The sequence below is a fragment of the Streptomyces sp. AC558_RSS880 genome, assembly GCF_019049255.1.
GTDB lineage: Bacteria > Actinomycetota > Actinomycetes > Streptomycetales > Streptomycetaceae > Streptomyces.
Map to the genome: position 1 here is coordinate 20,636 of NZ_JAGMUJ010000025.1, position 12,866 is coordinate 33,501.

Sequence of the window (12,866 nt, forward strand, 5' to 3'; positions counted from 1 at the left end):
CATGGGGTTCGCGCGCACGTGCTCGGTGACGCTGGTGGGCGTCGAGGGCGTGGTCGTGGAGGTCCAGGCCGACCTGGAGCCCGGGATCGCGGCCTTCACCCTGGTGGGGCTGCCGGACAAGAGCCTGACGGAGAGCAGGGACCGGGTCAGGGCGGCCGTGGTGAACTCCGGCGGCGAGTGGCCGCAGAAGAAACTCACCGTGGGGCTCAGCCCGGCGTCGGTCCCGAAGGCCGGCAGCGGTTTCGACCTGGCGGTCGCCTGCGCCGTGCTCGGCGCCGCCGAACGGATCGATCCGCGGGTGCTCGGCGACATCGTCATGATCGGCGAACTGGGCCTCGACGGCCGGGTGCGGCCGGTGCGCGGCATCCTGCCCGCCGTACTGGCCGCGGCCGACGCGGGATACGAGCAGGTGGTGGTGCCCGAGTGCGCCGCCGCCGAGGCCTCGCTGGTGCCGGGCATCTCCGTCCTGGGCATCCGCAGCCTGCGCCAGCTGATCGCGGTGCTCACCGACGAACCCGTACCGGAGGAGGACACCGGGGAGCAGGCGTGGCCCGACCCGCTGCTGGCGGGGCTGCGCGCCCCGGGCACCGGAGCGGACACCGGGATGCACGGCGTCGGCGCGGCACCGCACGACCAGGGCCATGACCTCGCGGACGTCGTGGGCCAGCTCGCGGCGCGGACGGCCGTGGAGGTGGCCGCGGCGGGCGGACACCATCTCTTCCTGGAAGGACCGCCGGGCGCCGGCAAGACCATGCTCGCGGAGCGGTTGCCGTCGATCCTGCCGCCGCTGGACCGGCAGGCCTCGCTCGAGGTGACGGCCGTGCACTCGGTGGCGGGACTGCTCCCCCTGGACAAACCCCTGATCGACACGGCCCCCTACTGCGCCCCGCACCACTCGGCCACCATGCAGGCACTCGTCGGCGGCGGCCCCGGTACGGCCCGGCCGGGAGCGGTGTCCCTCTCGCATCGAGGCGTGCTCTTTCTGGACGAAACCCCGGAGTTCAGCAGCAAGGCCCTGGACGCCCTGCGGCAGCCGCTGGAGGCCGGGCACGTGATCATCGCGCGCAGCGCCGGTGTCGTGCGCTTCCCGGCGCGCTTCCTGATGGTGCTCGCCGCCAACCCGTGCCCCTGCGGGCGCTTCTCGCGGACGAACGAGCAGTGCGAGTGCCCGCCCTCGGCGATCCGCCGTTACCAGGCCAGGCTGTCCGGGCCGCTGCTCGACCGGGTCGACCTGCGGGTCGAGGTCGACCGCGTCACGCGTGACGAACTGACGGCGAGCGGCGCCCGGGGCGACAGCACCGCCACGGTCGCCGACCGGGTGCGGACGGCCCGGGACCGCGCCGCGGCGCGGCTCACCGGCACCCCGTGGCGCACCAACAGCGAAGTGCCCGGACGGGAACTGCGCAGCCGCTGGCACGCCGCCCCCGGCGCCATGGACGACGCCGAACGGAGCCTGGAACGGGGCGTGCTCACCGCCCGGGGACTCGACCGGGTCCTGCGGGTCGCCTGGACCGTCGCCGACCTGGCCGGCCACGAGCGGCCCGACGCCGCGGACGTCGCCCTCGCCCTGCAGTTGCGCACCGGCGTCCCGCGCGGGGTGCCCATGACCGTCGGGGCGGGGGTGTGAGCGCCGTGGACGGACCCGACGGCGAACTGCTCGGCCGGGTCTTCCTCACCCGGGTCCTCGAACCCGGTGACGAGACCGGCGGGCGCTGGGTGCGGGAGCTCGGCGTGGACGCCGTGGTGCGACGGCTGCGGGAACGGGGGGATCCGCTGCCGGGAGCGAGCGGCAAGCGGTGGGCCGGGTTACTGGCCCGGGCCGAGCGGGCCGAACCGGACAGGGACCTCGCCGTCGCGCGGGACGCCGGGGTGCGCTTCGTGGGTCCCGGCACCCCGCAATGGCCCGGACAGCTCGACGACCTGGGCGACGCCCGGCCGCTCGGGCTGTGGGTGCGCGGGGGAGCGGACCTGCGGATGTGGGCGCTGCGCTCGGTCGCCGTCGTCGGCGCCCGTGCCTGCACCGAGTACGGCGCGCACATGGCCGCCACCCTCTCCGCCGGCCTCGCCGAACGCGGCTGGATCGTGGTCTCCGGCGGCGCCTACGGGGTCGACGGCGCCGCCCACCGCGGCGCCCTCGGCGCGGGCGGCGCCACCATCGCCGTACTTGCCTGCGGAGTCGACCGGCCCTATCCGCGCGGCCACACCGGACTGATCGGAAGGATCGCCGAACAGGGCCTCGTCGTCGGCGAGTTGCCGCCCGGCGATCACCCGACACCGAGCAGATTCATCCTCCGCAACAGAGTGATCGCCGCGCTCACCCGGGGCACCGTCGTCGTCGAGGCCGCCCACCGCAGCGGCTCACTGGTGACCGCCCGGGCGGCCCAGCGGCTGGGACGCCACACGATGGGGGTGCCGGGGCCGGCCACCAGCGGGCTCTCCGCCGGGGTGCACGAACTGCTGCGACAGGACGCGGTGCTGGTCACCGATGCCGCCGAGGTCGTCGAGCTGGTCGGCGACATGGGCGAACTCGCGCCGGAACGCCGGGGACCGGTGCTGCCCCGGGACCTGCTCGACCCGGCCGGACGGCAGGTCCTCGCCGCGCTGCCGGGGCGCGGAACGGCCCGGCCGGAGGAGATCGCGCTCACCGCGCAGACCACCCCGGACGACGCGATCGCGAGACTGTACGAACTACGAGCACTTGGTTACGTCGAACGACACGACGACGGCTGGAAGTTGACGCGCCAGGCGATGACGCCGGTCCGGGACGGTCCCGAGCCTCGCTGACACAGCGTGTTCGGCCGTCCGGGGGAACCCCCACACCCCTTGAAATTCACGCCAGTTGGGCTACCCCGTCGATCACTCAGAGCGACGGGTGTGCCCCGGCGGGACGGCACCCGGAACGAATCTGCGCACGGTCCTACCTCGCTTCTTCGCACACCGCGACGCCGCAGTCACGCTACGCTCACGAGGATCCCGACACGGACAGGCAAGGACAGGCACCCAGACATCGGACAGACGGCGCACCCAGGCAGCACCAGTCCACGGCAGAACGGCACAAGGCGACGAATGCCCCAGCACACCTCCGGGTCCGACCGGGCGGCGATCCCCCCAGCCGCCCGCGACGGTGGCAGCGTGCGACCGCCCGCTCCCTCGACGCTCGACGAGCTGTGGCGGTCGTACAAGGCGACGGGGGACGAACGGCTGCGGGAGCAGCTGATCCTGCACTACTCGCCGCTGGTGAAGTACGTCGCCGGCCGGGTCAGTGTGGGGCTGCCGCCCAACGTCGACCAGGCGGACTTCGTCTCCTCCGGGGTCTTCGGGCTGATCGACGCGATCGAGAAGTTCGACGTCGACCGCGAGATCAAGTTCGAGACCTACGCGATCACCCGTATCCGGGGCGCGATGATCGACGAGCTGCGGGCACTGGACTGGATCCCGCGCTCGGTACGGCAGAAGGCGCGCAACGTGGAGCGCGCCTACGCCACGCTGGAGGCGCGGTTGCGGCGCACCCCCTCCGAGAGCGAGGTCGCCGACGAGATGGGCATCACGGTGGCCGAGCTGCACGCGGTTTTCAGCCAGTTGTCGCTGGCGAACGTCGTCGCCCTGGAGGAGCTGCTGCACGCCGGGGGCGACAGCGGCGACCAGCTGAGCTTCATGGACACCCTGGAGGACACCGCCGCCGACAATCCGGTGGAGGTGGCCGAGGACCGGGAGCTGCGGAGGTTCCTGGCGCGGGCCATCAACACACTGCCCGAGCGGGAGAAGACGGTGGTCACCCTGTACTACTACGAAGGGCTCACCCTCGCCGAGATCGGCAACGTGCTGGGCGTGACCGAGAGCCGGGTCAGTCAGATCCACACCAAGTCCGTGCTGCAGCTGCGCGCGAAGCTGGCGGGTTTCGGCCGCTGAGCCGTTCCGGCGGAGAGCCGGCCGATCCTCTGGCCGCCGCGGGCGGGGCGTCCGTAAAGTGGATGACGTGCCAAGGATTCGAGCGGCCTCCGTGGCCGAGCACCGGTCGATGCAGCGAGCCGCCCTGCTGGACGCGGCACGCTCCCTGCTGTCCGAGGGCGGTACGGAGGCGCTGACCTTCCCGGCCCTCGCCGAGCGCACCGGTCTCGCGCGTTCGTCCGTGTACGAGTACTTCCGCTCGCGGGCCGCCGTGGTCGAGGAGCTGTGCGAGGTCGACTTCCCGGTCTGGGCGGCGGAGGTCGAGGCGGCCATGGCGACCGCCGCCGGTGCCGAGGCCAAGATCGAGGCGTACGTCCGCAAGCAGCTGGAACTGGTCGGGGACCGGCGGCACCGCGCCGTGGTCGCGATCTCCGCGAGCGAGCTCGACGCGGGTGCGCGCGAGAAGATCCGCGCGGCCCACGGCGGTCTCGTCGCGATGATCGTCGAGGCCCTGGCCGGCCTGGGCCACGCGGAGCCCCGCCTCGCGGCGATGCTCCTCCAGGGCGTGGTCGACGCCGCCGTGCGCCGCATCGAGCTGGGCGCGGCGGAGCACCCGGACGCGATCACGGAGGCGGCGGTCTCGATGGCACTCCGCGGCGTACGGGGCTGACGGGCGCGTTCCCGGGCCCCGGGCCCTCACTCCGGCACCGGCACCCCCAGTACCGGCAGCAGTCTCGACGGACCCCTGTGCAGGAGCCACGGGGGCAGCAGGGTGAGCGGATTCAGGTAGGTGTCACCCCTCAGCAGGCCCCAGTGGACGCACGGGGCCGTGCAGTGGGAGCCCGTGGGGGCCACCGTGCCGATCACCTCGCCCGCCGTCACCTCGTCGTCCTCGGTCACCGACGCGCGGACCGGTTCGTAGGTGGTGCGCAACGGGGGGTCGCCCGTGCCGGTGAGCTCCACCGAGACGACACCCTTTCCGGCCACCCGGCCCGCGAAGGAGACCCGGCCCGCGGCCACCGCCCGTACCGGCGTCCCCGGTGGAGCCGCCAGGTCCACGCCCCGGTGCCCGCGCCCGTACACCGTCGCCGGCGGTTCCCAGCCGCGCAGCACCCGCGGCCGTACCCCCACCGGCCACGCCCGTCCGACGGCCGGCGTCCCGGCGTCCTCGCCCGTCGGGGTCACCGCCCCCGCCCCCGCCGCGGACAGACCCGGCGGCGGCGGGGCCAGCAGCGCCGCCAGGGTCAGGACCACCAGAAGGACCAGTCGCGTACACGCCCTCGTGAATGCACTCTTTCGCATGCCGCGGAGCCTTCCGGACATCCGTGATCACCGCCCGGACCTGTGGACCACCGGCCTTTTGTGGACAACGGCGTCACCCGGCGCCTCGCGGGTCCCGTACACTTCTGGTGGCGACCCGGGCCACCGGGTCGACTTCGCACGCCCCGACATCAGGACCGGCCACGGCCGGGCTCCGGATGTCAGCGCCCCTCGGTCCTTCGTGGCAACGGCGCGTCGTGGGCGTCAGGCGCGGGAGCCGTCCGGCATCCGCGGCACAACCGAGAAATTCAAGGAGATACGGCCATGGCCGTCGTCACGATGCGGGAGCTGCTGGAGAGCGGCGTCCACTTCGGTCACCAGACCCGTCGCTGGAACCCGAAGATGAAGCGCTTCATCTTCACGGAGCGCAACGGCATCTACATCATCGACCTGCTCCAGTCGCTGTCGTACATCGACCGCGCCTACGAGTTCGTCAAGGAGACCGTCGCCCACGGCGGCACGGTCATGTTCGTCGGCACGAAGAAGCAGGCGCAGGAGGCCATCGCCGAGCAGGCCACCCGCGTCGGCATGCCCTACGTCAACCAGCGCTGGCTGGGCGGCATGCTCACCAACTTCTCGACCGTCTACAAGCGTCTGCAGCGCCTCAAGGAGCTCGAGCAGATCGACTTCGAGGACGTGGCCGCCTCCGGCCTCACCAAGAAGGAGCTGCTGGTCCTCTCCCGCGAGAAGGCCAAGCTGGAGAAGACCCTCGGCGGTATCCGCGAGATGCAGAAGGTGCCCAGCGCCGTCTGGATCGTGGACACCAAGAAGGAGCACATCGCGGTCGGCGAGGCCCGGAAGCTCAACATCCCGGTCGTCGCCATCCTCGACACCAACTGCGACCCCGACGAGGTCGACTACAAGATCCCGGGCAACGACGACGCGATCCGCTCCGTCACCCTGCTCACCCGCGTGATCGCCGACGCCGTCGCCGAGGGCCTGATGTCCCGCTCCGGTGTCGCCGAGGCCGGCAAGGGCGAGAAGGCCGCCGGCGAGCCGCTGGCCGAGTGGGAGCGCGACCTGCTCGCGGGCGAGAAGAAGGCCGAGGAGGCTGCTCCGGCCGAGACCGAGGCCGAGAAGCCGGCTGAGGCCGAGGTCGAGAAGCCGGCTGAGGCTCCCGCCGAGGCCGCCGAGGCCGCCCCGGCCGCCGAGGCCGAGCAGGCCTGACCGCCCCGTCACAGGCGATGACGGCGGGAGCGGTGACATCGGATCCGCTCCCGCCGTTCACCCGTAGATCGGCGGCGCGTCGCACACCTGCTCTCGAGTAGGTCCTGATCCCGCAGATCTCCGAACCTCCAGACTTCGAGAAAGACTCACAGACTCATGGCGAACTACACCGCCGCCGACGTCAAGAAGCTCCGGGAGCTCACCGGCGCCGGCATGATGGACTGCAAGAAGGCGCTGGACGAGGCCGAGGGCAACGTCGAGAAGGCCGTCGAGGCGCTCCGCATCAAGGGCCAGAAGGGCGTCGCCAAGCGCGAGGGCCGCTCCGCCGAGAACGGCGCCGTGGTCTCGATCATCGCCGACGACAACTCCTCCGGCGTCCTCGTCGAGCTGAAGTGCGAGACGGACTTCGTCGCCAAGGGCGACAAGTTCCAGGCCGTGGCCACCGCCATCGCCGAGCACGTCGTCAAGACCTCCCCGGCCGACATCGAGGCCCTGCTCGCCTCCGAGATCGAGGCCGGCAAGACCGTCCAGGCGTTCGTGGACGAGGCCAACGCCAACCTGGGCGAGAAGATCGTCCTGGACCGCTTCGCCCAGTTCGCCGACGGCTACGTGACGGCGTACATGCACCGCACCATGCCCGACCTGCCGCCGCAGATCGGTGTCCTGGTCGAGTTCGACAAGCCGAACGCCGAGATCGCCAAGGGCGTCGCCCAGCACATCGCCGCCTTCGCGCCGAAGTACCTCTCCAAGGAGGACGTGCCGGCCGAGGTCGTCGAGTCCGAGCGCCGCGTCGCCGAGGAGACCACCCGCGCCGAGGGCAAGCCCGAGGCCGCCCTGCCGAAGATCGTCGAGGGTCGCCTCAACGGCTTCTTCAAGGACGCCACGCTGCTCGGCCAGCCCTACGCGCTGGACAACAAGAAGTCCGTCCAGAAGGTCCTGGACGAGGCCGGTGTCACCCTGAAGCGCTTCACGCGCATCAAGGTCGGCATCTGAGTCCGTACCGCGACGGGCGCGCGACCCCGATAGGGTCGACAGCAGTCGTTCGGACACGCGTCCACGCACGCGCGCGTGCCGGACGACAGCAGATCTGACGAGGAGGCCATTGCCGCATGGGATGCGAACCACGCCCCACCGGCAATGGCCTTCTTCGTATGTGCAACACGTGAAAGAGGCGGGATCCGACGATGACCACCAAGGCTGAGAAGAGCGACGACGGCAAAGTAAGCGGCCGGTTTCTGCTGAAGCTGTCCGGAGAGGCCTTCTCCGGTGGCGGAGGCCTGGGCGTCGATCCCGACGTGGTGCACGCCATCGCGCGTGAGATCGCGGCCGTCGTACGGGACGGCGCGCAGATCGCGATCGTCATCGGCGGCGGGAACTTCTTCCGCGGCGCCGAGCTCCAGGTGCGCGGCATGGACCGCGCACGCTCCGACTACATGGGCATGCTCGGCACCGTGATGAACTGCCTCGCCCTCCAGGACTTCCTGGAGAAGGAGGGCGTCGACTGCCGCGTGCAGACCGCCATCACCATGGGTCAGGTCGCCGAGCCCTACATCCCGCTGCGCGCCGTACGGCACCTGGAGAAGGGCCGTGTGGTCATCTTCGGTGCCGGAATGGGCATGCCGTACTTCTCCACCGACACCACCGCCGCCCAGCGCGCCCTGGAGATCGACGCCGAGGCGCTGCTCATGGGCAAGAACGGTGTGGACGGCGTCTACGACTCCGACCCGAAGACCAACCCCGACGCCGTGAAGTTCGACGCGCTCGGCTACGGCGAGGTCATCACCCGGGACCTGAAGGTCGCCGACGCCACGGCCGTCACGCTCTGCCGTGACAACAGCCTCCCGATCGTCGTCTTCGAGCTTCTGAAGGAGGGCAATATCGCCCGCGCCGTCAAGGGTGAGAAGATCGGCACGCTGGTGGGCGACCAAGCCGGCCGCAACTGACCGGGGGATGGACAATGTCCTGCCGGTCGGGAACCGTGCAGGAAGAAGACGCGACGCAGCCGGCCGCCGTCCCTGAAAAGGAGCCGCGGCCGGGCCTACTCAAGACACGCAGGAGCAAGTGGTGATCGAAGAGACCCTCCTCGAGGCCGAGGAGAAGATGGAGAAGGCCGTCGTGGTCGCCAAGGAGGACTTCGCCGCGATCCGCACCGGCCGTGCGCACCCGGCGATGTTCAACAAGATCGTGGCCGACTACTACGGCGCGCCGACGCCGATCAACCAGCTGGCCTCGTTCTCCGTGCCCGAGCCGCGCATGGCCGTGGTGACGCCGTTCGACAAGAGCGCGCTGCGCAACATCGAGCAGGCGATCCGCGACTCCGACCTGGGCGTCAACCCGAGCAACGACGGCAACATCATCAGGGTGGTGTTCCCCGAGCTCACCGAGGAGCGCCGCCGCGACTACATCAAGGTCGCCAAGGGCAAGGGTGAGGACGCCAAGGTCTCCATCCGCTCCGTGCGCCGCAAGGCCAAGGACGCCATCGACAAGATGATCAAGGACGGCGAGGTCGGCGAGGACGAGGGCCGCCGTGCGGAGAAGGAGCTCGACGACACCACCGCGAAGTACGTCGCCCAGGTGGACGAGCTCCTGAAGCACAAGGAAGCGGAGCTGCTCGAGGTCTGATGAACGACTCTTCCTGGGGGACGCCGCAGACCGGGTACTGGGGGCCGTCCGACCACGGGCAAGGCTGGGGGGCCGCTCCGGCGGGTCCCGCGTACGATGCGCACAACGCGCAGCACACGCGTCCCATGCCCATCGTGCCCGACGTACCCGAACACGGCGGAGACCAGGATGTGGACCGGGGGACCGCTCGGCTGAGCGGCCCCCTGTTCCGAGACGAGCCGACGCGGGCCCGCCCCCTTCCGGGGGAGGTGCCGCAGAATCCGGAGCCCATGCCCGACGCCCCGCAGCCGGCGCCCGCACCGCAGAAGAAGAGCGCGGGGCGGGATCTCGGTGCCGCGATAGGCGTCGGCGTCGGACTCGGCGTGGTGATCGTCGCGTCGCTGTTCGTCGTCAAGGCGGTCTTCGTCGGCGTGGTCGCGGTCGCCGTGGTGGTGGGCCTGTGGGAGCTGACGTCGCGGCTGCAGGAGCGCAAGGGCATCAAGGCGCCCCTGGTACCGCTCGCGCTGGGCGGTGCGGCCATGGTCGTCGCCGGGTACGTCCGGGGGGCCGAGGGCGCGTGGGTCGCCGTGGCGCTCACCGCGCTGGCGGTGCTGGTCTGGCGCATGACGGCGCCGCCCGAGGGCTACCTCAAGGACGTCACGGCGGGCGTCTTCGCGGTGTTCTACGTACCGTTCCTGGCGACCTTCGTCGCGATGATGCTCACCGCCGACGACGGCGCTTGGCGCGTCCTGACCTTCCTGCTGCTGACGGTCGTCAGCGACACCGGCGCGTACGCGGTCGGCTGGCGCTTCGGCAGGACCAAGCTCGCCCCGCGCATCAGCCCCGGCAAGACCCGCGAGGGCCTGCTGGGCGCGGTGGCCTTCGCGATGGTCGTCGGCGCGCTGTGCATGGAGTTCCTGATCGACGGCGGCAGCTGGTGGCAGGGCCTGCTGCTGGGCCTCGCGGTCGCGGCCAGCGCCACACTGGGCGACCTGGGCGAGTCCATGATCAAGCGGGACCTGGGCATCAAGGACATGGGCACGCTGCTGCCGGGGCACGGCGGCATCATGGACCGGCTGGACTCCCTGCTGCCGACGGCTCCGGTGGTCTGGCTGCTGCTCGTCGTGTTCGTCGGCTCCGGCTGAGGGAAGGCCACGGCGCCATGCGGCGGTAGCCGCACGTCGATGCGGCATGGACCGGCTGGACTCCTTGCTGCCGACGGCTCCGGTGGTGTGGCTGCTGCTGGTGATCTTCGTCGGATCGGGTTGACGGCGAACAGGTACTCTGGAAGGGCTCGCGGTGTACTGCGGGCCCTTTCGTACGTCCCCGCCCCCCGCGCGGGTCGTCTCCTGGCCCAGGCACAGAGGTGCCGTCGTCCCCGCCCGTGCGGAGTTGCCAGGCCCCGTCGTCCTGAGGAGTTGCCCGACCGTGGCCCGTCCCGTTCCCGGTGAGCTCACCTTCGTCGCCCCCCGCGGAGCGAAGAAGCCGCCGCGTCACCTCGCCGATCTCACGCCCGCCGAGCGCAAGGAGGCGGTCGCCGCGGCCGGTGAGAAGCCGTTCCGCGCCAAGCAGCTCTCGCAGCACTACTTCGCGCGGTACGCGCACGACCCGGAGCAGTGGACCGACATCCCCGCCGGCTCGCGCGGCAAGCTCCAGGAAGCGCTGCTTCCGGAGCTGATGACGGTCGTACGGCATCTGTCGACCGACCAGGGCACCACCCGCAAGACGCTGTGGAAGCTGTTCGACGGGACGCTCGTCGAGTCCGTGCTGATGCGTTATCCGGACCGGGTGACCATGTGCATCAGCTCCCAGGCGGGCTGCGGCATGAACTGTCCGTTCTGCGCGACCGGGCAGGCCGGGCTGGACCGCAACCTGTCCACCGCCGAGATCGTGCACCAGATCGTGGACGGGATGCGGGCGCTCAGGGACGGCGAGGTCCCGGGTGGTCCGGCGCGGCTCAGCAACATCGTGTTCATGGGCATGGGCGAGCCGCTCGCCAACTACAACCGGGTCGTGGGCGCCATCCGCCGCCTCACCGACCCCGAGCCGGACGGGCTCGGGCTGTCGCAGCGCGGGATCACCGTGTCCACCGTCGGTCTCGTCCCGGCGATCCACCGGTTCTCCGACGAGGGCTTCAAGTGCCGTCTCGCCATCTCGCTGCACGCCCCCGACGACGAACTGCGCGACACCCTCGTCCCCGTGAACACGCGGTGGAAGGTGCGCGAGGTGCTCGACGCCGGGTTCGAGTACGCGGCCAAGTCGGGGCGGCGGCTGTCCATCGAGTACGCCCTCATCCGGGACATCAACGACCAGGCCTGGCGCGGTGACCGGCTCGGACGGATGCTCAAGGGCCGACCCGTGCACGTCAACCTCATCCCGCTCAACCCCACCCCCGGCTCCAAGTGGACCGCCTCCCGTCCCGAGGACGAGAAGGCGTTCGTGGAGGCGATCGCCGCGCACGGTGTGCCGGTGACGGTCCGGGACACCCGTGGACAGGAGATCGACGGGGCGTGTGGTCAGCTCGCCGCGAGCGAGAGGTAATGTGACTCGCGTAAGCCAGAGGTAAGCACATCTTCATATTCCGACAGGGGAGCGCCACAGCGCTGAGAGTGCGGCACCGGCCGCAGACCCTCCGAACCTGGCCCAGGTCATTCTGGGTAGGGAGATCGGTCATCACTCGAGCTGTTGCGCCCCGCCCGGGACTCCGCAGAGGGGTCCCGGGCGGGGCCGCGTCTCTTCCTGGTCACTCCAGGAGGAATCAAGTGGGCATCACCAAGAAGGTCACGGTCCTGGCCGTCGGGCTGGGGCTGGTCACGCTGTCCGCGTGCGGGTCGTCCGGCGACGACGACGCGAGCGGTGGCGGGTCCAAGACCGTGACCCTCGTCAGCCACAACTCGTGGGCCGTGTCGAAGGACGTCGTCGCCGCCTTCGAGAAGCAGTCCGGCTACAAGCTCAAGGTCCTCGAGGACGGCGACGCCGGGCAGGCCGTGAACAAGGCGATCCTGACCAAGGACAACCCTCAGGGCGACGTCTTCTTCGGCGTCGACAACACCCTGCTCTCCCGCGCCCTCGACAACGGGCTGTTCCAGCCGTACGAGGCGAAGGGCTCCGATCTGATCCTCGACGAGTACCGGGTGGACCAGGACAAGCACCGGGTCACCCCCGTCGACAGCGGCGACGTCTGCGTCAACTACGACAAGGCGTGGTTCGACGAGCACGACCTGACCCCGCCGAAGAGCTTCGACGACCTGGTCAAGCCCGCGTACAAGGACCTCCTCGTCGTCGAGAACGCCTCCACCTCCTCGCCCGGCCTCGGCTTCCTGCTCGGGACGGCCGCCGAGTACGGGGACGAAGGCTGGCAGGACTACTGGAAGAAGCTCAAGGCCAACGGCGTCAAGGTGGTCGACGGATGGGAGCAGGCCTACAACGAGGAGTTCTCCGGCTCGGCCGGCGGCAAGCAGGCCAAGGCCGACCGGCCGCTCGTCGTGTCGTACGCCTCCTCGCCGCCCGCCGAGGTCATCTACGCTGACCCGAAGCCGACCACGGCGCCCACCGGTGTCGCCGAGGACACCTGCTTCCGTCAGGTCGAGTACGCCGGGCTGCTGAGCAACGCGCGGAACCCCGAGGGCGGCAAGGCGTTGCTCGACTTCCTGATCAGCAAGCCGTTCCAGGACGACATGCCGCTCAACATGTTCGTCTACCCGGTGCGGGAGGCCGCCCAGGTGCCCGAGGAGTTCGTGAAGTTCGGGCCGCAGGCGAAGGACCCGGAGACCATGGACCCGGCGAAGATCGCCGACAACCGTGACCAGTGGGTCAAGTCGTGGACCTCGCTCGTACTGAAGTGACGCGGACCGCGGCGAGGCGGCGTGGGAGCGCGGCGCGGCTCGGCC

Annotated in this window: 12 protein-coding genes and 1 riboswitch; of the genes, 11 read left to right on the top strand and 1 reads right to left on the bottom strand. The window is 70.8% G+C overall.

What is annotated here, in order from left to right; genetic code table 11:
- The first annotated feature begins 1 nt into the window (after nt 1).
- The 4 genes from KUM38_RS09595 to KUM38_RS09610 all read left to right on the top strand — a co-directional run bounded on the left by KUM38_RS09595 (nt 2) and on the right by KUM38_RS09610 (nt 4,558).
- The gene (locus KUM38_RS09595) at nt 2-1,627 is read left to right on the top strand and encodes a YifB family Mg chelatase-like AAA ATPase (protein ID WP_217128873.1); all 1,626 of its coding nucleotides are present in this window, start codon (nt 2-4) and stop codon (nt 1,625-1,627) included.
- A complete protein-coding gene (gene dprA, locus KUM38_RS09600; protein WP_217128874.1) occupies nt 1,624-2,784 on the top strand; it encodes a DNA-processing protein DprA in 1,161 nt (386 codons plus the stop codon). The genes KUM38_RS09595 and dprA overlap by 4 nt, the downstream gene beginning before the upstream one ends.
- Before the next feature lie 282 nt (nt 2,785-3,066).
- The gene (whiG, locus tag KUM38_RS09605) at nt 3,067-3,909 is read left to right on the top strand and encodes an RNA polymerase sigma factor WhiG (RefSeq protein WP_217128875.1); all 843 of its coding nucleotides are present in this window, start codon (nt 3,067-3,069) and stop codon (nt 3,907-3,909) included.
- A 91-nt stretch (nt 3,910-4,000) separates the two neighbouring features.
- A complete protein-coding gene (locus tag KUM38_RS09610) occupies nt 4,001-4,558 on the top strand; it encodes a TetR/AcrR family transcriptional regulator (protein WP_217128899.1) in 558 nt (185 codons plus the stop codon).
- A 26-nt stretch (nt 4,559-4,584) separates the two neighbouring features.
- On the opposite strand, the gene KUM38_RS09615 is transcribed toward KUM38_RS09610, so the two are convergent.
- Nucleotides 4,585-5,190 (bottom strand): M23 family metallopeptidase, encoded by a 606-nt coding sequence (locus KUM38_RS09615; protein ID WP_217128876.1) that lies wholly within the window; start codon nt 5,188-5,190, stop codon nt 4,585-4,587.
- Nucleotides 5,191-5,472: 282 nt separating this feature from the next.
- Between KUM38_RS09615 and rpsB the strand changes: the two genes are divergently transcribed.
- From rpsB to KUM38_RS09650, 7 genes are all read left to right on the top strand, one after another.
- On the top strand, nt 5,473-6,375 hold the full coding sequence (gene rpsB, locus KUM38_RS09620; RefSeq protein WP_217128877.1) for a 30S ribosomal protein S2: 903 nt from the start codon (nt 5,473-5,475) through the stop codon (nt 6,373-6,375).
- Nucleotides 6,376-6,531: 156 nt separating this feature from the next.
- Nucleotides 6,532-7,368 (top strand): translation elongation factor Ts, encoded by an 837-nt coding sequence (gene tsf, locus KUM38_RS09625; protein ID WP_217128878.1) that lies wholly within the window; start codon nt 6,532-6,534, stop codon nt 7,366-7,368.
- Nucleotides 7,369-7,559: 191 nt separating this feature from the next.
- Nucleotides 7,560-8,318 carry a UMP kinase gene (pyrH, locus tag KUM38_RS09630; RefSeq protein ID WP_030866081.1) on the top strand — a complete coding sequence of 253 codons (759 nt, stop codon included), beginning with the start codon at nt 7,560-7,562 and terminating at the stop codon, nt 8,316-8,318.
- A 121-nt stretch (nt 8,319-8,439) separates the two neighbouring features.
- Nucleotides 8,440-8,997 (top strand): ribosome recycling factor, encoded by a 558-nt coding sequence (frr, locus tag KUM38_RS09635; protein ID WP_190098075.1) that lies wholly within the window; start codon nt 8,440-8,442, stop codon nt 8,995-8,997.
- A gap of 125 nt (nt 8,998-9,122) precedes the next feature.
- A complete protein-coding gene (locus tag KUM38_RS09640; RefSeq protein ID WP_217128879.1) occupies nt 9,123-10,121 on the top strand; it encodes a phosphatidate cytidylyltransferase in 999 nt (332 codons plus the stop codon).
- Between the two features lie 283 nt (nt 10,122-10,404).
- Complete coding sequence (rlmN, locus tag KUM38_RS09645; protein ID WP_217128880.1) at nt 10,405-11,517, top strand: 23S rRNA (adenine(2503)-C(2))-methyltransferase RlmN; 1,113 nt, start codon at nt 10,405-10,407, stop codon at nt 11,515-11,517.
- A 35-nt stretch (nt 11,518-11,552) separates the two neighbouring features.
- Nucleotides 11,553-11,658: riboswitch (TPP riboswitch) on the top strand.
- Nucleotides 11,659-11,738: 80 nt separating this feature from the next.
- Entirely contained in the window at nt 11,739-12,821 is a 1,083-nt protein-coding gene (locus KUM38_RS09650) for a thiamine ABC transporter substrate binding subunit (RefSeq protein ID WP_217128881.1), read from the top strand.
- Nucleotides 12,822-12,866 lie beyond the last annotated feature (45 nt).

What these genes read in the sequence shown, in the direction of transcription:
- tsf (WP_217128878.1), top strand. Translation starts at nt 6,532, where the DNA reads ATGGCGAACTACACCGCCGCCGACGTCAAGAAGCTCCGGGAGCTCACC.
- KUM38_RS09640 (WP_217128879.1), top strand. Translation starts at nt 9,123, where the DNA reads ATGCCCATCGTGCCCGACGTACCCGAACACGGCGGAGACCAGGATGTG.
- KUM38_RS09595 (WP_217128873.1), top strand. Translation starts at nt 2, where the DNA reads ATGGGGTTCGCGCGCACGTGCTCGGTGACGCTGGTGGGCGTCGAGGGC.
- rpsB (WP_217128877.1), top strand. Translation starts at nt 5,473, where the DNA reads ATGGCCGTCGTCACGATGCGGGAGCTGCTGGAGAGCGGCGTCCACTTC.
- whiG (WP_217128875.1), top strand. Translation starts at nt 3,067, where the DNA reads ATGCCCCAGCACACCTCCGGGTCCGACCGGGCGGCGATCCCCCCAGCC.
- pyrH (WP_030866081.1), top strand. Translation starts at nt 7,560, where the DNA reads ATGACCACCAAGGCTGAGAAGAGCGACGACGGCAAAGTAAGCGGCCGG.
- KUM38_RS09615 (WP_217128876.1), bottom strand. Translation starts at nt 5,190, where the DNA reads ATGCGAAAGAGTGCATTCACGAGGGCGTGTACGCGACTGGTCCTTCTG.